General features: G+C 56.5%; 14 protein-coding genes. 5 read left to right on the top strand and 9 right to left on the bottom strand.

The window, feature by feature from the left end; all coding sequences use genetic code 11:
* The first annotated feature begins 19 nt into the window (after window positions 1-19).
* Complete coding sequence (locus QMF38_RS11770) at window positions 20-1,243, top strand: molybdopterin molybdotransferase MoeA (RefSeq protein ID WP_281759543.1); 1,224 nt, start codon at window positions 20-22, stop codon at window positions 1,241-1,243.
* On the opposite strand, the gene QMF38_RS11765 is transcribed toward QMF38_RS11770, so the two are convergent.
* Complete coding sequence (locus QMF38_RS11765; protein ID WP_281759542.1) at window positions 1,183-2,064, bottom strand: YheC/YheD family protein; 882 nt, start codon at window positions 2,062-2,064, stop codon at window positions 1,183-1,185. The genes QMF38_RS11770 and QMF38_RS11765 overlap by 61 nt on opposite strands.
* A 169-nt stretch (window positions 2,065-2,233) precedes the next feature.
* On the opposite strand from QMF38_RS11765, the gene galU reads away from it, so the two are divergent.
* Window positions 2,234-3,124, top strand: a complete 891-nt coding sequence (gene galU / locus QMF38_RS11760) for a UTP--glucose-1-phosphate uridylyltransferase GalU (RefSeq protein ID WP_040289044.1) — start codon at window positions 2,234-2,236, stop codon at window positions 3,122-3,124.
* 320 nt (window positions 3,125-3,444) lie between these two features.
* Window positions 3,445-4,371 carry an NlpC/P60 family protein gene (locus QMF38_RS11755; RefSeq protein WP_281759541.1) on the top strand — a complete coding sequence of 309 codons (927 nt, stop codon included), beginning with the start codon at window positions 3,445-3,447 and terminating at the stop codon, window positions 4,369-4,371.
* 51 nt (window positions 4,372-4,422) lie between these two features.
* Here QMF38_RS11755 and addA read toward each other — a convergent pair whose 3' ends face one another.
* Both addA and QMF38_RS11745 read right to left on the bottom strand, forming a co-directional pair.
* Window positions 4,423-8,136, bottom strand: a complete 3,714-nt coding sequence (gene addA / locus QMF38_RS11750; RefSeq protein WP_281759540.1) for a helicase-exonuclease AddAB subunit AddA — start codon at window positions 8,134-8,136, stop codon at window positions 4,423-4,425.
* A 5-nt stretch (window positions 8,137-8,141) separates the two neighbouring features.
* Window positions 8,142-11,696, bottom strand: coding sequence for a PD-(D/E)XK nuclease family protein (locus QMF38_RS11745; protein WP_281759539.1), 3,555 nt, complete (start codon window positions 11,694-11,696; stop codon window positions 8,142-8,144).
* A gap of 149 nt (window positions 11,697-11,845) precedes the next feature.
* On the opposite strand from QMF38_RS11745, the gene QMF38_RS11740 reads away from it, so the two are divergent.
* Window positions 11,846-13,060 (top strand): MFS transporter, encoded by a 1,215-nt coding sequence (locus QMF38_RS11740; protein WP_281759538.1) that lies wholly within the window; start codon window positions 11,846-11,848, stop codon window positions 13,058-13,060.
* Window positions 13,061-13,113: 53 nt separating this feature from the next.
* On the opposite strand, the gene dusB is transcribed toward QMF38_RS11740, so the two are convergent.
* From dusB to QMF38_RS11710, 6 genes are all read right to left on the bottom strand, one after another.
* Window positions 13,114-14,100: a tRNA dihydrouridine synthase DusB gene (gene dusB / locus QMF38_RS11735; RefSeq protein WP_281759537.1), complete on the bottom strand. Its 987-nt coding sequence runs from the start codon at window positions 14,098-14,100 to the stop codon at window positions 13,114-13,116.
* A 69-nt stretch (window positions 14,101-14,169) separates the two neighbouring features.
* Window positions 14,170-14,400: a TM2 domain-containing protein gene (locus QMF38_RS11730; protein WP_040289042.1), complete on the bottom strand. Its 231-nt coding sequence runs from the start codon at window positions 14,398-14,400 to the stop codon at window positions 14,170-14,172.
* A gap of 51 nt (window positions 14,401-14,451) precedes the next feature.
* Window positions 14,452-15,324 carry a D-alanyl-D-alanine carboxypeptidase family protein gene (locus QMF38_RS11725; protein WP_232302124.1) on the bottom strand — a complete coding sequence of 291 codons (873 nt, stop codon included), beginning with the start codon at window positions 15,322-15,324 and terminating at the stop codon, window positions 14,452-14,454.
* Window positions 15,325-15,393: 69 nt separating this feature from the next.
* The gene (locus QMF38_RS11720; protein WP_006446406.1) at window positions 15,394-16,050 is read right to left on the bottom strand and encodes a metal-dependent transcriptional regulator; all 657 of its coding nucleotides are present in this window, start codon (window positions 16,048-16,050) and stop codon (window positions 15,394-15,396) included.
* The gene (locus QMF38_RS11715) at window positions 16,047-16,727 is read right to left on the bottom strand and encodes a fumarylacetoacetate hydrolase family protein (RefSeq protein WP_281759536.1); all 681 of its coding nucleotides are present in this window, start codon (window positions 16,725-16,727) and stop codon (window positions 16,047-16,049) included. The genes QMF38_RS11720 and QMF38_RS11715 overlap by 4 nt, the downstream gene beginning before the upstream one ends.
* 127 nt (window positions 16,728-16,854) lie before the next feature.
* Window positions 16,855-17,334, bottom strand: coding sequence for a BrxA/BrxB family bacilliredoxin (locus tag QMF38_RS11710; RefSeq protein WP_006446404.1), 480 nt, complete (start codon window positions 17,332-17,334; stop codon window positions 16,855-16,857).
* A gap of 163 nt (window positions 17,335-17,497) precedes the next feature.
* Here QMF38_RS11710 and hemE point away from each other — a divergent pair, with 163 nt between their 5' ends.
* Complete coding sequence (gene hemE, locus QMF38_RS11705; RefSeq protein ID WP_281759535.1) at window positions 17,498-18,559, top strand: uroporphyrinogen decarboxylase; 1,062 nt, start codon at window positions 17,498-17,500, stop codon at window positions 18,557-18,559.
* Window positions 18,560-18,566: the final 7 nt, after the last annotated feature.

Raw genomic sequence — 18,566 nt, 5'->3', positions numbered from 1 at the left:
AATGCGGGGGTGTTAAAAAGTGAGGATTCTCCCGTTTGACGACGCGTGGATGGCGATTCAATCGCTGTCCGCGCCACTCCCGCCGGAGTGGATCGAGGTTTGGCAGGCGACGGCGACAAAGCGGCGGATCGCACAGGACGTCGTAGCGGCCATCGACCTGCCACCGTTTGATCGCGCCATGATGGACGGATTTGCCATTGCGGCCTCCGATTTGCACGCGATGGAGCCGCTATGCATTCGCGGCGCCGTGGCCGCGGGCGATCCGGCCCCTATTGCACTTGCAAACGGCGATGCGGTGCGCGTGCGCACAGGTGCCATGGTGCCATCAGGCGCCGCTGCCGTCGTCCGCCAGGAGTGGGTCGACGTGCAGGGCGAGACCATTCGCCTGCTACAACGCGTTCGGCCAAACGAATCGATTCAACGTCGAGGCGACGACGTCCGGGCAGGTGCTCCGCTCATTGGAGCAGGGCTCCCGCTTGATGGGCAAGCCATCGCCGTGCTGCGCGCCGCTGGTGTTACACAAGTGCCTGTTCACCGCGCTTGCAGGATTGCGATTCTCGTGACGGGCAGCGAACTTCGCACTGATGAGCAGCCACTTGCCGAAGGACAAGTGTACGCTGCGAGCGACGCGTTCCTCGCCGCCAGCCTGTTTGAAATTGGTGCCGTCGTCGTCGACATCGTTTATCTTCCTGATGATTTGCAGACGATCCGTGGCGAAATAGAACGCCGAATTGGCGCTGTCGACTGCATTCTGATGACTGGCGGTGCCTCCGTCGGCGACACCGATTACGCACAGCGCGCAATTGCCTCCATTCCTGGCGATCTTCCCATCGCCGTTTCGCGCATATGGATGCGCCCAGGTTCTCCGCTCGTCGTCAGGCGGATTGATACAACTAACGTGTTTGCGATGTCGGGCAACCCGGCAGCTTGCTTCGTGCAATTTCACAGCCTCATCCTGCCTGCCATCCGACGCATGATGGGCGATTTTAGCGCCTGTCCGTTTCCTTATCGAGCCAGACTCATGGAACCGATACGGCTGAAGCCCTTGAAACACGTTCGTGTGCACCGCGCTATCGCGAATTGGCAAGACGGTATTCTTACCGCCAAGGCGCAAGTGCAACAATCCTCGGGCAGCATAAGCGGGCTGGCCTTAACCAATGCCCTAATCCGCCTCGATGAGGATCAGTACGTGCCGGGAGACACCGTGCCCCTGTCATTCACGCGAGGCCTTGGTGCGCCTTGACAGCCACGCGTTCGGCCGCTCGGTCCCGCTGTGGGGGTGCTACGAGCGTGCAGCCCGCTACTTCGCCGCGCCCGCTCGTAGCGACGCCAGCGATCTTGTATGCGTCTGTAATCGGCACGCCCGTCGATGCTTTTCGCAAACAATCGATGGCTTGGCCCCGTATTTTCTTCTAACAGCCAAATTCGCCCGCGCGTGTCGATCGCGATATCAAAACCGAGCTCACGGTACGGCTGATACGTATCAAAGTGTTTCGCCCACTCGTGTGCAAGTTCAATCAACCGCGCTTTCATGCGTTCCGTCTGCTCTGTCGTCCAGCCCGCTTGGCGCAGAGCGCGATCGACACTCATCACCGCGCCGCGACTGAGCGCCACATTGGTCACGATGCTGTGCGGTCCTGCAACTTTTGCCACCATGCCAGAGTACAACCACTTGCCCCCTGGCCGCTCACGCTGCATCATCACGCGAACGTCCATAGGACGCCCCTGCACATGCAGCAGATGAACGGCTTGTTGCACAATATAGACTCGGTCTCCCTGAAGGCGTTTGATGTAGGTACAGGCCTCGCCAAGGGTGCTAAATGCAATTGGCTTATGCACCGTATGTTGGACGATCACGCGGCCCTGCCGCTTCCACACCTTCATCACACCGCGCCCACGCGAGCCTGCGGCAGGCTTTATATACACCGCGCCATATGCTTGCAGCATGGCGGCGAGCGCTTTTTCGTTGTATTTTCGCGTCGTCGGCAAATGTTTACGAGCGCTCAAATTACGAGCGAAAAATCGGTACAACAACCACTTTCCCAGCTCCGGTTTGCGCGCCAAGTCACACTCCCGCCTTCTCCATTAGATTCACTTCACAATATGTCGTCACGTGCACGCTGTTCGGACACAATTGGAATGTTTGACCAAACCCTGGCGTAGCACATCAACTATGGCTAAAATATGAAGGACAGGCTTCTTAGCAGCGAATCGTCGCCAGAGGTGAATGAAGATGAAAGTACGCAAGGCGGTAATTCCAGCTGCCGGTTTTGGCACGCGCATGTTGCCGGCAACCAAGGCAGTGCCGAAAGAAATGCTGCCCATTTTAAATAAACCGTGCATTCAGTACATCGTGGAGGAAGCGGTGTACTCCGGGATCGAAGAGATTTTGATCATCACAGGTCGCGCAAAAAAGGCGATCGAAGACCACTTTGACCGCTCCCCTGAACTGGAACTTCATCTCGAGCAGAGCCGCAAGGCAAGTATGCTCACAGAAGTGCAAGCGATTTCTGATCTTGTCGATATTCACTACACCAGGCAGAAGACTCCGCTTGGCCTGGGACATGCCATCTTGTGCGCAAAATCATTCGTCGGCTCTGAACCGTTTGCCGTTTTGCTCGGCGACGACATCATTCAGTCAGACGAGCCGGTTACGCGCCAATTGCTGGCGCAATATGAGAATTCGGATAGGGCCCTGCTTGGTATTCAACCTGTGCCTACGTCTGACGTGTCCAAATACGGTATTGTTGAGCCGGCAAAGCGTACCGCGAGTCGAGAACCCATTGCTGTCCGACGCTTGATCGAAAAACCAAGCGAAGCAGAAGCTCCATCCAACTTGGCGGTACTAGGCCGTTACGTCCTGCCGCCCTCGATTTTCGACGCGTTGGAGGAGACGCCTCTCGGCCATGGTGGGGAACTCCAACTGACGGACGCCATCCAGCGCCTCGCCGCCTTGAATCTCGTCGACGCCTACCAGTTTGAAGGAGTTCGCCATGATATCGGCAACTTGGAAGGCTGGTTGAAGGCGAATCTCGCATTTGGACTGGAAGATCCCAAACTCGCCGTGTCCATGCGCAATTGGTTGGCAGACGACCGCGTACAGAGCCGTCTCGCAAGTTTTTAAAGCGCTTTTCATCGATTCGCTGACGACAGCAAACGCGGAGGCATCAGCAGCCCGTCATGGATTTTCCGCCAATGCCTCCGCGTCAATCCGTCGTCCCGTGCAAATCTTAGACCTTTCCGTCCCTCCTCGCGGAATGTGATAAAAGCAGTACCCTTCCCGATGAATTCACCGAGTGCTGTCGCAGTTGGGGTTACCTAACGTCACCAGGCATCCCAGCAACCTCCCCTGACTGCCCTTACACTGGATCGATTTACATGAAGGTGAAAGCCTCCTGACGCGCGAATGGTATGTCATTCGTGTCAAAAGGGAGAGTCGACAGCATGAAAAAGGGTATCATCGCAGTTGTTACAACCATCGCAACCCTTGCCGCACCTGGAATGGGCGTCGCCTTTGCCGGAACTGGCAACACGGGCTATACGGTTCAAACCGGGGATACCATGTACAAGATTGCGGTCGCCAACGATGTACCGTTGCCCGCTCTGGAGCTCGCGAATCCGCAAATTCAAAATCCGGCGTCCATCTACCCTGGAGAAGAGATTACGCTGCCAACACCCTACGTCGTGGCGCCAGGCGATACGCTGTACAAAATCGCCAATACACACGGTGTCTCTTTGGCCGCCCTTGAAGCTGCAAACCCGCAGATTACGAACGTAACCAACCTGCAAATTGGACAAACCGTTTTTCTACCCATCCCGGTAAGTTACTCGGCACCTTCGGCATCTGCCCCATCCGCTCCATCAGGTGCCAGTGTTAGCGCTTCCTCTGGCAGTGGGACTTCGACAGTCAGCACGTCAAGCACAACGTCGCAGAATACAGGAGCATCGATCTCAGCAGACGCACTGCTACGTCAAAATATCTTGAATTACGCGCAATCTTTGATTGGCATCCGGTATGCATGGGGAGGAAGCACGCCCGCGACAGGCTTTGATTGCTCGGGCTTTGTACAGTATGTATTCGCCCATTTTGGGATTTCGCTGCCACGGCAATCGCATGATCAAGCCACTGTTGGAACGCCAGTCGCCCAAGCCTCTTTACTGCCAGGGGATCTATTGTTCTTTACGGATACTGATTCCTACGCAAGCCAATATGCAAACCACGTCACGCATGTCGGTATCTACATGGGGAACGGCAACATGATCGAATCGTCGTCCGCCAACAACGGCGAAGGCGTCGTCATCGTCCACAACGTGTTTGCAAACCCCTACTACACCGCCCATTACTACGGTGCACGCGACGTACTTGAATAAACGGAACGAAAAATCCCCCTGCCTCGCCCGGCAGGGGGTTGTCACGAAAGATTAATGCTCACCGCGTGCGCTTTGCAGTCGCTCAAATACAGATGACAAAACCATCGGTTGGACAGTCATGGCGCGTCCCGCCGCGACGAAATATAAATAAGCCTCAATACCCTTTTCCCGTGCCAACGGTGAGAGCGCTGCAACATACGTCGCCACTTGTGCCTGATACTCTTGCACAAGCCGCTCCAAATCCGCCTCACTTTGCATCCTGTCCGTCTTATAGTCAATGACAATCCAGCGCTCCGCCTCTTCAAACAAGCAGTCGATGACGCCTTGTGCCACGACGGGCACGGTGTGACCATGGCCAATGTGGACGTCGATACGATGAAAAAACGGTTGCTCGCGATATACACAATCCGCTTGTCGCATCCGCAAGCCGAGATCCGAACGAAGAAATTGCACGACGTCATCCACTTGTAACGCAGCGGCGAGACGAGCATCGAGCAAGCCCGTTGCCAAAAGCCTATCCCGCTCTTTGACAACCGCCTCTGGCTCTGCGTCACATGGCCATGCACAGCGCTGCATGAATGCGTGAAACGCGGTTCCGCGCTCGCGTGGCGAGACTGTTTGTGCCCGGACAAAGGCCGGATCTTCAAGTAAAGATGTGGCAGCCCCCATGCCATGCTTACCCTGACCCGACAAAGCAGTGTGCAAACGGCGCATGTCGGTCGCCGTCACCTTCGCGTACAAGTTGGCAACGCGGCTTTCCTGCGACGGCCGAATCTGAATGGCACGTGGCCCTCTTGTGTCGGAATGCCGATTGGCGGTGAGCAAAGCTTCGACGTCGGCAATCGACATGTCGGCAAATGGCGATTCCGCATGGTTCTCTGCGACTCCCATCGTAGGCTCGTCACTACCATGAATCGAGACGGAGAGCACGGCGTCCCCTGCATCCAACAGATGTCCGTCCCATGTGCTAGGAGCCAAAGCGCGTAGTTCTGCGCCCGCGGGATGGCGCACCAACGCCGGAACAAGCCAATCTAGGTACGACTTCGCCGCAAAAAACCAAGCTTCGGACAACTGCGGTTCCCCCGGGGCATGCGCTTGATACGACTCGCGCACCTTTTTTTCTAATCCGTCCGCTGTTCCCACCAAGATGAGTTTTTCCTTAGCACGTGTCATAGCGACGTATAAGATGCGCGCTTCTTCCGCCAGAGTCTCGCGTTTATCCGCATAGGATGCCGCGATCGACGCGACAGTCCGCCAACGCTGACCTGTTGCCGGATCGTACATGGTGGCGCCAATGCCTGTCGTTCGTTCAAGCATCAAGGGACCTTGATGGTGCAAGTTGAACTGGCGTCCTAGGTTGAGGACAAACACGCGCGCAAACTCCAGACCCTTACTGCGGTGCACAGTCATGACTGAGACTGCGTCGGCGTCTGCTGGCAGAGCCGAACCAAAGTCGAGATCGGCTTCCTCCCATGCGCGCCAGGCCTCGAGGAAGCCGAACAAATCGCTCCTCTCTGTCGCTCTATGCGAGCTTGCAAGATCCAGCAGTTTATTGACGTTGGCCCGACGCACTGGGCCTCGAGTCATGCCATCAAGATAAAGAAGATAGCCGGTCTCGTCGAGCATTTCTCGCACGAGTTCCGCCACCTGCATGCGGGTGGCAAGGGTGCGCCAGCGGAGAATCCGCTCGCAAGCCGCCAGTGCCGCATCGCGTACAGAGTCGTCCAATTCAGTGCCGTCTGCAGCCTTTGAGAGTGCGTGCCAATACGATCCGCCTGTGACAACGCGCACCCTTGCCAGCATCAAATCGTCCCAACCGATGAGTGGCGATTTGAGCAACGCGACCAACGACAACGAGTCAAGGGGGTTGTCAATCGCCCGTAAGGCCGCAATTAGCCACTGAATCTCAGGTGCTCCGAAAAATCCCGTACTTGTGTCCGCATTTGCCGGTATGCCGTGTCTCTGCAATGCGGCCACCACAGCGTTCAAACTCTGCTTGCCTGTGCGTAGCAAAATCGCAATATCGCGATAGGCGAGAGGGCGAGCGCTTTCGTGCTTGCTGTCGTATACCATCGCTTTTTCCTGCATCCATTGCGCGATCTGGCGCGCCACCCAGTCCGCCTCGCGTTCCAAACTCTCGAGCCTAACGGTATCCTCTTCTGCCTCGTCCATGACCTCTATGTAGGATTCGTGAGGGATATCGGTGTTTAAATTTGGGGCGAAGATGTGAAACTCGGCGGCCGGCTTCTCCTCTACATATGGTGGGTATGAGGCTGACGCGCGCATCTCCGCTCGCTCGGTATAGTCAAAGCCCGATGTCGCTTCTTGAAACAACTGTCGAAAGACATAGTTCACCACGGCAACGACTTCCTTGCGACTTCGATAGTTGTCGCGCAGGTCGATACAAGTGCCACCCTCACATTGGTGGTAACGACGATATCGGTCTAGGAACAAATTGGGCTCCGCCATCCGAAATCTATAAATACTCTGCTTCACGTCACCTACGGCAAACAGGTTGTTCGCGCCGCTTGTGATCAGATCCACGAGGGCATCCTGAATCGGGCTGGTATCTTGGTATTCATCGACAAACACGTGCCGATACTGGGCGCGTACACGCGCGAGTGCCAGGCTGTCTGAAGACGTCAAGAGGCGGTAGCTGAGATGTTCGAGATCCTGAAAATCGAGCACTTCGCGCTGCGCCTTGCGCTGGTCTATTTCGGCAAGTACGGCTTTGGCGAGATCGACCAGTACGTGAACATGTGGCGCCAAGTCTGCCAGGTCTTGCTTAAGCATGGATTCGCCACGATAGAGAACAGATGTAATGTCTTCACGGACTATGTTCTTTGCCTTTTCGGCGTATGCCCGCACGACTTCTACCTCCGGGCCGTTATACCTTATCTGGGGCGCTCGCTTATCGAAAACGCGAAGCGTATCCGCCACGGCATCGACCTCGCATGGGGAAGTTTGTGCTATTTGCAAGGCGCTTTGCAGTGCGTTGATGGCATCGTTCGCCCATAGGTGAAACTTAGCGAGTTCCGGCACGCTTGCGGCCTCTTGCTCTGCCATCCGCATACTGGATAATGCCTGTGCTAAGCTATCGCAAAGCCATGTTTGAAACCATGCGCCAAACGCATTGTCATGGAAAGCTCCGTCGAGGCGATACATGGCTTTTGCCTGGTCGAGCCATGCCTCGGGATGGACTTGGCTGCGCGCCGTGTCACATAGATCGACTAAGGCTTGTATAATCGGTTCCCTACCGACAAGCCTTAATGCCACAAGGGCGCGCTGTACCTCATCTCCCGTTGGGCCTGCAAGAGCCGCCTCGACCACATCGCGAGCCGCTTGCCGAACCATGACGCGCTGTTCGTTGGCATCGAGCAGATCAATCCCGGGGGAGATGTTCAGAAATAGCGCATTTTGCCGAATCACCTGCAGGCAAAAGCTGTGGATGGTCGAGATCTGCGCCTGCCAAAGCGTGTTGATAAGGTGCTCATAACGGCGTGCCTGCGCCCGCTCGCCATGCTGCCCTGCCTCTTCGCGCAACTCCTCAAGCCGCTTGGCGATGCGCCCGCGCATTTCGTTGGCTGCAGCGTCCGTAAAGGTCACAACCAAAAAATTTTCCATCTCTAATCCGGGATCTTCCGCCAACAATGTCGCAATCCGCTCCGTGAGCACAGCCGTTTTGCCTGAGCCCGCGCCTGCCGAAACGATTGCGTTTTGATCCCGAAGTCCAATAGCTCGCGCTTGATCCTCAGACCATTTCATCGGCTTTAAACCTCCTTTGCAGAAAGCACGTCAGCAAATGTGCGCGTTTGCAGCACGCGGTAGGAACCATGGTGATCCGCATGTTCAAAGTGACAGACCATGCCAAAGGGACAGTTCGTACAACCACTGTCTGTATGCTTGATAAAGTACGGCTGCGCCTCGATATCTCCAGCCATGATCCGATTCGCAGTCCGTTCGACCCAAGACCAAACAAACTGCGTCACGTGCTGCCATTCTTCGTCATCCCACACCTCGGCGTCCTTCCTATATTCTCCGTTCGTTTTAAGAACGCCCGAAAACAGCGGGGTTGCTCCCCCCGCGATCAACTGGCGATCCATTGCCTCAATGACGTCGTGACTGGCGTGCATATACCCTTTCGCTCGGTACATGCCTACCATCTTGTCACGCGATAAGCTCTGCGGCGCGTTCTTAATGCCCTGAGACGCCAGGAGTGGCATGTAATGTACGCCTGCTGGTTTGGCCACCGATTCTTCGGATAATTGCCTGCGCACGACTTCGGCATAGGTTAACAACTGCAATTGCAACCCGTAAAACACCTTTGTGGCATCGAGTATCGTGTTGGCATTGGACTTGTAGTCGAGTATGCGAAACCAACGCACCCCGTCTCGCTCGAATAAATCCACACGATCAATACGGCCACGCAGTTCGACCTCTGTGCCCTCATTCGTCGTCCAGGCAAGAGGTGGCCAGGCCTCTTCGCCAAGCCCGTACGACCTTTCGAGGCCGTATGGGCGAAATGCGCTATCCTGCAACTGGCGCCAAAACGCCCGTGCCAGCCACTGCACGCCTTGCAACAGATCGGCGATGCGCACACCGCCAACTTGTTCCGCCTGCAAACGCCTATGCTTGGGCCGCTGGATTTGCTCCTCGAATACGGCGTCTGCCACGCTAACGACTTGCTCATCCGCGTCCGCCAACGAGATGCCTGTCGCTTCGAGATCGAGCAAGCGCGCAATCAATGCTTGTGCGACGTCGTGCAAAAATGTCCCGACGTCCTGTGGGCGCACTGCCGCAAACGACAAAGGTTCAAGCTTGAGCCCGTACTGCAAAAAGTGCCGCTCTGGACAAGCAGCAAACGTTTCAAGACGATGAACGCTCGTGCGCAACGGTCGCCCAAACAGGTCCTCTGCGAGGTCGGGCGGAAGTTGGACGCGGTTCGGGCGATGCATCAGTCCGCGCAAACTGCCACGCAACATCTGCCCGCGTTCGGCGCTTGTATCCAAAAAATAATCGAGCACATCCTGGACAGTCGGTGCCGCCAAAACCTCGTTCCAAGTAACTCCCTGTCGTACACTCGCAAGCTGTTGCACGAGCATGTGCAACGCGCGATCCGGTCGCACAATGGGCACCTGTACGCCATTTGCGGGCCCGGCTCCCGGCAATTGCACATCGGTCACTGTGACGCCGAGTGCATTCGCCGCAAAACGCACATGGGCCGCCGCCTCGTGTTCCTTGACACCAGCCCTCACGGCCCAACTGACCGTCAGCAACTTACTGGCACGCGTCAGCACCTGATACGCAACACGCTGGAATACCAGATGTTGTTCGGCTTGGGTGAAGCCAAGCGGAACGCCAAAGGCGCGTGTGAACATCTCGCGCTCGTCGTCGCGCAGAATTCCCGTATCGCTCGGTCGTAGTGGCAGGTGGGTATCGTCTGCGCCAACGACAAACACGTACGGCTTCGTCCAGTGGTCTGCACGGCGGTAATCGCAGATGAACACCTGATCGACGCTGCTCGGAATGGTGGCAAGCCGCTCGCGCCTTAGCGCATCAAGCACTAGGTTTAAGACGTCGCGCTGGGGCAAGCGAACATCAGGGTAGATGCCAGCGAGATCGTCCAACAAGGCGATACATTGATTCCACGCTTGCTCCTCGATACTACCTGCGAGCACGCTCGCCTGTGCGTCACCGTTGACGACCGCCGCCGCAACCTTGGCCTTGACGTCAAAGGCCTGAAACAACTGCCAGATCGCCACCGCGAAATCCTCCAGGCGAATCGTCGGTGCGCTGCATGCGGCGACAAACGGTTGTAGCTTGGTTGCCAGCTGCATGCGGACGCGATTGGCAAACTGATCCTCACGCGTCGCCGCCATCGCGTCGTCGGTCACCTCTTGTGCAAACGTCCACGGATGGTCCTGAAACCAAACCGCGCTGCCCGAGACGTCGTACATGCGGATATAGAGATCAAATCTGTCTCGATCTTCCGCAGAGAGTCCGCTGTACGCGCTACGAATCCAGGAGGCAACGGCCGCTGCCGACATATTCGACTGCACAAGCGCAATGGCCTTCGTCAAGAAATGGCCGAGCGGATGCTCGTCCAGCGTGGGAAAAACGTCAATGGCGTGCGCCACCCCGGCTTGCACAAAGCTTTCCGCAAGGCGTCGCCCGTAGTCGTCCAACGACGGACAGACGACCGCAATTTCTCGTCCAAGTGCGTCCCCGCGCTCGAGCAGTGAGACAATTTCATCGACCACCGCTTGTATTTCCGTTTCCTCATCCGCTGCACGCCAAAGTCGCACACTTTCAGTGTGACCGTCCAGGTTTTCGGATTGTCCCGCAAGCGCTCGCTCCAATCGGAGCAACTCCGGTTTCGCAAAGCGCTTGCCAGGCGTAAACGACACCGTCTCCCAGGAGATCCCCCGCTCCTGCAAGATGGATACAAGCCTTGCTACACTATAGAGATGAGCGGGATCGCCACGCTCAGCGTCCACGCCTCCGTGTTGGCGCAGCCAGTCCTGTAACCGCGGCCACTCGGCAAGGCTATCTCGCCTCTGGGCGAAAGTTACAAGATGGTCGGGCTGAACGTCCCCGAGCACGACAACCGCCCTGTCCGCTTGTTCGATCAGCGCCGTGATAAAGCGGAGTTCTTGCGGCGCAAACAAGTTGAAGCCATCGACGAACACCTGGCTTGCGCCCAACCAAGACACTTCGTCTGCCACATGGGCGGCATCGGTCAAGGTAAGCGCTGGATCGAACAAATCATGCTGTTGCAAAAGTTCGCGATAGCGTACATAGAGCGTGCAGACGTCGCGCAACTTGCCAAACAGCGACGCAGCGGCACGGCTGTGGTGCGGGTGATCCATCTCATCGATGCGAGCCGCCGCCGTCTCAATGGCGCCCTCAAGAGCTTGCAAGTCGACCTCGTAGCGGATCATTTCGTCGAACACAGCGAGGATTTGCTCATAGAGTCCTGTCCCCGCTACCGCCCGTTTAAGCGGCCCTAGGTTGTCCCGTACGTCTTCGTAGGCGGCGCGAAGCAAAATGTTCCGACCAACGCGGTTGACCACGCGCCCACCACGCCCGGCACTCGTGCGCACGCGCTCGGCGAGCCGCCGCAACGTGATGACCTCTGGCCGCAATGCGGAATCGATGGACGCCATCAGCATTTGTTCGGCGGCAAATGCCGTCTCGTCCGGGACAATCCACAAGAGTGGCGCACCAATGGGCCGTGCCTGTACTTCCTTGCGCATCTCTTCGATCACGCCCTGCGACCGACCACTACCAGTCGGCCCGAGCCACAATTGCACCGATTTCGCCATCCTCGCTCACCCCTGTTTGCACTGTGTTCTTTCTCTCCGCCATGACGACTTCGATAGCCACTTGCTACTTCCTGCCACGGCGTTTGTCACCACCTGCCGGCCCGTTTCATATACCGTGGATAACTTGATTGAGAAGGAAGGTGACTGGCATGGTGGATCCAATTACCGTCGGCGGCAAACGCGTCTCCGCAACCAGGATTCTTACAGCCTCCGGATTAGGTCTGTTGTTTGACGCATTTGATGTCGGCATCTTGTCGTATGTGTTGGTCTCGCTGTCCAAAGAGTGGCACCTCACACACACGGTGACCGGTCTGGTCGGCAGTATCAGTTCCATAGGCATGGCCATTGGTTCAGGACTCGCCGGCCTGTTCGCAGATCGATTTGGTCGAAGGTCCTTATTCCTCGTCACACTGCTTATCTACAGCTTGGCGACGGGCCTGTCCGCATTTGCTGCCGGTATTGGTGTTTTCTTCATTCTTCGCTTCTTTGTCGGTTTAGGACTTGGAGGCGAACTGCCTGTCGCAACCACCTACGTGTTAGAGAGTTCACCGGACTCCGTCCGCGCACGCCGCGTCGTCCTGTTGGAGTCGTTTTGGGCGGTGGGTTCGCTCGTCGCTGCACTCGTGTCGTTTTTCGTCATTCCCTCGCACGGCTGGCGGATCGTCTTTTTAATCGGTGCGATCCCGGCCCTGTACACGATCGTTTTGCGATTTGCATTGCCAGAAACCCCGAAATACCAGCATTTGTCTCAGCGCACCTCGATGCGTCAGGCTGTGCGCCAGATTTGGTCGCCCGGGATTGCCCGCCGCTCGTTGGTGACGTGGATTCTCTGGTTTGTCATGAATTACTCCTATTATGGAATGTTTTTGTGGCTGCCGTCGGTGTTGTCCGACAAAGGCTATTCTCTTGTGCACAGCTTGGGGTATTCGCTTGTCATGACGCTTGCACAAATCCCTGGATACCTGACGGCCGCCTGGTTGGTGGAAAAGTGGGGGCGTAAAAAGACGCTCGCCACGTCGATGATTCTTGCCGCCTTGGCAGCGCTCGCCTTCGGCTTTGCCTGGAACACAGCAAGCATTATCGTCTTCGGGCTGCTCTTGTCCTACTTCATGCTGGCTGCGTTTGCGGGTACCTATGCGTTTACAGTCGAACAGTTTCCAACTGCCTTCCGCGCGACGGGCATGGGCTGGGCCGCAGGTTTTGGCCGCATCGGCAGCGCCCTCGCTCCGTTCATTACGGGCTGGCTACTCGGATCTCAACTCGGTTACGGCTGGGTCTTCGGCATATTCTTTGCCGTCATTATCGTCGGCTTTTTGTTCGTCAGCCTGTTAGGGCGCGAAACCAAAGGTCAAGCACTTGAATGACAAAGGCGGCGGGCCGAAGCCCGATGGCTTCTTACCCGCCGCAACGACTATCGTTAGGCCGACTTCTGACTCAACAATTCCTCGACATAACTGCGCAAGACCTGCTCCATGCCGACCATGGTCGTCTGCTGATTGATGAGCGTCCGCATCTCCGCGGAACCTGGCAAACCCTTAATATACCAAGCTGCGTGTTTGCGCATCTCGCGCACGCCGATGTCCTCGCCTTTGTGCTCGACAAGCAGGCGCATATGGCGCAGCGTGACGGCGATTCTCTCATCCACCGACGGGGCAGGCAAAAACTCGCCAGTCTCGAGATAATGCGCGATCTCGCGGAAAATCCAAGGATTCCCCAAGGCCGCGCGTCCCACCATCACTGCATCGCATCCTGTTTCGTCCAACAAGCGCTTGGCCGCCAGTGGATCCGTGACATCACCGTTGCCAATGACGGGAATCTGCACAGCTTCCTTGACGCGGCGGATGATGTCCCAATCCGCCTTTCCTGCGTACATTTGCTTTGCCGTACGCCCATGGACGGCGACTGCCTGTGCCCCGGCTTCTTGCACGGCAAGAGCCACTTCCACGGCATTGACGTGATCGTCATCCCAGCCTTTGCGGAACTTGACAGTCACCGGTTTATCGACGTGGCTGACGACCGCGCGTACAATCTCGGCAGCGTAATTTGGATCGCGCGCGAGTGCTGCACCGCTGCCATTCTTATAGATTTTCAGGACTGGACAGCCCATATTGATATCGATCAAATCGGCGTTTGTCTCCCCGACCATTTCTGCGGCCTGTTCCATTGAGGCTTTATCATAGCCCATCAATTGCAGGCTGACCGGATGTTCGTCCGGCAGAATGGTGAGCATCCGTTTCGACTTTGCATTGCCATGAACTAAGGCCTTGTCGCTGACCATTTCGGCGCACACCATACCTGCGCCTAATTCCTTGGCAAGAATGCGAAAAGGCGGATTGCAAACGCCAGCCATCGGCGCGAGAATGACAGGGTTGTCCAACGTCACGCCGGCGATTTGCAGTTTCATGCCTCGACTTCCTTTCCACAATGAGCGCATGGCATAACGGCACCATTATACGGTCGCCGCGGTTGAACATCAACCGCGGTATCCTGCCATGCGCGCGGTTAAGACGAGATCGAACAACCACCAGACGCCGACAATAAACAGCAGCACGTGGCCGATGAAGAGTGGTGCCGTCAGCCCGCCCACCACTGTACAGGCTGCCATGACGATACCGCTGCCAATGCGCCCACAGTAGAGCCGGTGAATGCCTAGGTAACCAAGAAAAAACCAAAGCACATATGCCAACGCGACGCTTTTGCCCATGCGAAGGCCCCCCATCACCCGTCGTAATACAGGTTATGAGGGACCCGCTTGTCAACTTGCGCTATGATTCGACATTCGGTTGGCCCACGTCAGCAAACGAATGGTTTCACGATACATGAGGCTTTTACGAGGCGCGCCAAAAACGACGCTGATCATGACGTGTCCGTCCGCTCGGCGCACGGCTGTAGCGAGACAATACATCGCCTTGGAGGTAAATCCTGTTTTCCCACCGATGAACGTGCCGATGGCACTTGGTGGGCTATAGAGTAGCCTGTTGCCATTGCGAATGGACTTACCGGCAACGGTTGCCGACGGCGTCTGCATGGCCTTAACGATGCGTGGATAACGGATGGCCTCAGCCAGGATCAGTGCGATGTCTTTGGCCGATGTCGTGTGTGCATCCGCATGCAAACCGTTGGGTGTGACAAATCGCGTGTGTGTACAGCCAAGAAGCCTGGCTTGCACGTTCATCATGCGGGCAAACCCTTCCTGCGATCCGCCCACCGTCTCGGCAATACCGTACGCCACATCATTGGCGCTTTTCATGAGCAGTGCGCGCAACGCATCGTCCGCTCTCATGGTCGTCCCCGGACTGACGCCAAGGCGAACGCGTGGTTGATGAGCCGCTTTTGTGCCGATGTACACGGGACTATCAGGTTCGAGGTGCTGAACAAGCAAAATGGCTGTCATCAACTTCGTGGTGCTGGCAGGATACATGGGCGTATCGGCCAACTTGTCATACAAGACCTTTTTCGCGGTTGCATCGTAGACAATTGCGGCCTTCGCATTGACATACGGAGCTTTACCGGCAGCCTGCGTGGATGTAACAGGTAGCAACAGGCATACAAGTGCGCCGCATAGGGCGAGCAACCCTTTGGCCAGGCGAAGCCATGTTCTCGAAACCGTTGACTTGCGAAACAACACGCCCACCTCACTCGCTTCTCGTCGCGCTTAAGGTGGACGAAACGGGCCAGATCTATGCCTTTGCGGTGATTAGCGCGGGCGCACCTGAACGCGTGCCGCGATGGCGGGATCGAGCGAAAGGCTTTGCCCACGCACCTTCACCGGAATCCCAGCTTCGTATGGCTGATGCTGTCCGGCTTCGACCACTTCGCCGGGGACAAGGCCTGTCCGGTGAAAAAATCGCAACAAATCCAGGTCTTCCTCGGCGACTTCCACGATGCGTATCACTTCGAGTGGTACGCCTGTCGGCGCTTCCGAAAGTGAAATCCCTTTGGGCTGCACAAAACCGTTGCCTGGAATCACGTTGCCATGCGGGCAGGTGGCCGGGTGGTTGAGCAGTTCGTTCAAGCGATCCTCCACCAACGGCGACACACTGCCTTCCAGACGTGCAGCCTCGACGTGTGCATCCGCCCAGTCGAGTCCCAAAACATCGGTCAACCAACGCTCCAACAAACGATGTTTGCGAACAATAGCCTCGGCCCGCGCCCTGCCTTCGTCAGTCAACAGCAACTCACGAGCCTCGCCAATTTCGACGTATCCTTGTCCCTGCAAACGTTGAAGCGTCTGCGAGACGGTTGGGCGCGACACGCCGAGATAATCAGCTACACGCGACGCCAAAACCTGCTCTCCTTCGGCGTGCAACACGTAAATGGCCTCTAAATACGAATCGAGTGCACTCGAACTCAAACGATTCCCCCCTCGTCCGGTTTCGCCAGTGAAAACGATGCCCACGTCTGTCCGTTCATGGTCAACACAACCTCGTCGCCCGGCTGCAACGGACCAACTCCAGCAGGCGTACCTGTAAACAGCAGGTCGCCGTGCCCTAGTCCATACGTCTGCGCGCAGTGGCGAATCAGATCGGCAAACGAAAATACCATGTCCTGCGGCTGTCCGACCTGCACCTTTTGGCCATTGACGGTCATGGCAAACGTCGAATCGATCACGTCAGTAAACGATGAGACGGTATAAAAGTCGGAGACAATCGCCGAATGCCGAAAGCTTTTGGCCGCTTCCCACGGATGACCCTGTGCCTTGAGTTGACTTTGTAATGCGCGATCCGTCAAATCCAGCCCCAAAGCAATGGCTCCAACAGCCTGTTCCGGCTTGTCACCGTGTTCGAGGGTGCGATCAATCCAAAGTACGATTTCAAGCTCATGGTGGATTTCCGAGCGTCCCGCAGGAAACGGCACCTGGCCGCGAGCGGCCACCAGGGCGTGTGTGAACTTGCCAAAAATCATCGGCGATGTGGGAACCTTGTTGCCCAGTTCAGCAGCGTGATCGCGATAATTGCGACCGACGCAGAAAATATTGCGCACGTTTGGAAATACAGCTTCGGCGCCTTGCCAATATGTAAACCCGCTCATCAACAGCCGCTCCCCTTTAGCATGATGCCTTCATCATACCACATCAGGCAGACGGTGCCTGGGTAGGGATGAACTGAATGGTCAAAAAAAAGCCGCCCCCAGCTTCGGAGCGGCTTGCGCTACGCTATCAGTTGGTCTTTGCCTCGCAGTACTTGTCGAACAAGGCCATCAACTTACCTGCGACAATGTCCGCCCGCGATCCTTCGATATCACTACGATGCAACACACCAACCAATTCGCCGTCTTTAAAGAGGAAGAAGGAAGGCGACGACGGCGGCATGTCTGTGAAAAATTCGCGTGCGCGCGCGGTAGCTTCCTTGTCTTGTCCCGCGAACACGGTCACCAGTCGATCCGGACGACGGTCGTTCTCTAAAGCCATCGCCACGGCCGGACGCGCGATCCCGCCTGCACACCCACATACCGAATTCACCACAAAAAAGGTCGTCCCTGTCTTATCTGCCATCACTTCGTCGACCTCTTCGGCCGTACGAAGTTCACGAAATCCAATATTGGTCAGCTCGTCGCGCATCGGTTGAATCATCATCTGGTAGAAATCCAATTCCAAACTCACGAGCACGCCTCCTCGCACTTTATCTTGCACCATCATTATACTCCTCGCGCAAGGCAAATGACAGTTTTACGAACTCGCCCGATTTGCTGCACACCGCACCTGCCACTCGTTTGCAAGTCCATTTCTAGCTTCGGTATAACAGTGGATGAAAGCCACCAACTATCGGCCATCCTACTGAGATAAGGTGGGTGGACGACGAATGGAGATTCGCACATTGGTCAACGAACGTTTTCTGCAGGCTTGCCGGCGCCAACAAACGGACGTGACGCCTGTTTGGTTCATGCGCCAAGCCGGTCGCTATGATCCCGACTACCGTAAGATCCGCGAGCGTCATTCGCTGTTGGATATCTGCGCTGAACCAGAACTCTGTGCGGAAGTCACGATGATGCCAGTTCGCAAACTGGGTGTCGACGCGGCCATTTTATTCTCGGACATCATGGTTCCGGTCGGGGCGATGGGACTCGAATTTACCATTCGCGAGAATGTCGGTCCAGTCATCGCACAGCCCATCCGCACAAAACAAGATATCGAGAACCTGCGACCGTTCACGCCAAGTGAGGCGTTGCCACACGTCCTCACGAGTATTCGTCTGTTGCGCGCGGAGTTGGACATCCCGCTCATCGGCTTCACAGGCGGGCCGTTTACACTCGCGAGTTACATGATCGAAGGTGGGCCGTCGCGCGACTATTTGCACACCAAAACGATGATGGTGTCCCGTCCAGACCTTTGGCAGACGTTAATGGACAAGCTTGCGGATATGGTGATCCACTATGGGCGAGCGCAGGTTGAAGCGGGAGCGGCGGCCTTGCAGGTATTCGATTCCTGGGTCGGTAGCCTTTCCGTCGACGCCTTTCGCAAGAGTGTCAAGCCGTTTATGACTCGCATCTTCCACGAACTGCGAAAACTTGACGTGCCTCTGATCTACTTCGGCGTCAATACGGGTGAGCTCCTGGGGGACTTTGCCGAGACCGGAGCGAGCGTCATTGGCGTCGATTGGCGCGTGCCACTCTCCCGTGCACGCGCTCGGGTTGGCAACCAAGTTGCGCTGCAAGGCAATTTCGATCCGGCAATGTTATTCGCGCCCATCGACGTGATCGACAAACTTGCGCAAGACATCTTGGATGAAGGCACGGCGACACCGGGCTATGTATTTAATCTGGGGCATGGCGTCAAACCATCCACAGACCTCGGTGTGCTGCGTCACTTGGTAGAAACGGTACACGCGTACACACCAACGCAAACTGGGCAAGGTGCTCGCTAGGGAGGAA

This window comes from Alicyclobacillus hesperidum subsp. aegles (assembly GCF_027923525.1).
Lineage (GTDB): Bacteria > Bacillota > Bacilli > Alicyclobacillales > Alicyclobacillaceae > Alicyclobacillus > Alicyclobacillus aegles.
The sequence above is the reverse complement of the archived record's forward strand: the minus strand, read 5'-3'. Positions and strand labels throughout refer to the sequence as shown.

Bases quoted from the DNA above. Each gene is read 5' to 3' on its own strand.
- QMF38_RS11745 (WP_281759539.1), bottom strand. From the start codon at position 11,696: ATGGCGAAATCGGTGCAATTGTGGCTCGGGCCGACTGGTAGTGGTCGG.
- dusB (WP_281759537.1), bottom strand. From the start codon at position 14,100: ATGAAACTGCAAATCGCCGGCGTGACGTTGGACAACCCTGTCATTCTC.
- hemE (WP_281759535.1), top strand. From the start codon at position 17,498: ATGGAGATTCGCACATTGGTCAACGAACGTTTTCTGCAGGCTTGCCGG.
- QMF38_RS11740 (WP_281759538.1), top strand. From the start codon at position 11,846: ATGGTGGATCCAATTACCGTCGGCGGCAAACGCGTCTCCGCAACCAGG.
- QMF38_RS11710 (WP_006446404.1), bottom strand. From the start codon at position 17,334: ATGATGGTGCAAGATAAAGTGCGAGGAGGCGTGCTCGTGAGTTTGGAA.
- QMF38_RS11730 (WP_040289042.1), bottom strand. From the start codon at position 14,400: ATGGGCAAAAGCGTCGCGTTGGCATATGTGCTTTGGTTTTTTCTTGGT.
- galU (WP_040289044.1), top strand. From the start codon at position 2,234: ATGAAAGTACGCAAGGCGGTAATTCCAGCTGCCGGTTTTGGCACGCGC.
- addA (WP_281759540.1), bottom strand. From the start codon at position 8,136: ATGAAATGGTCTGAGGATCAAGCGCGAGCTATTGGACTTCGGGATCAA.
- QMF38_RS11755 (WP_281759541.1), top strand. From the start codon at position 3,445: ATGAAAAAGGGTATCATCGCAGTTGTTACAACCATCGCAACCCTTGCC.
- QMF38_RS11715 (WP_281759536.1), bottom strand. From the start codon at position 16,727: ATGAGCGGGTTTACATATTGGCAAGGCGCCGAAGCTGTATTTCCAAAC.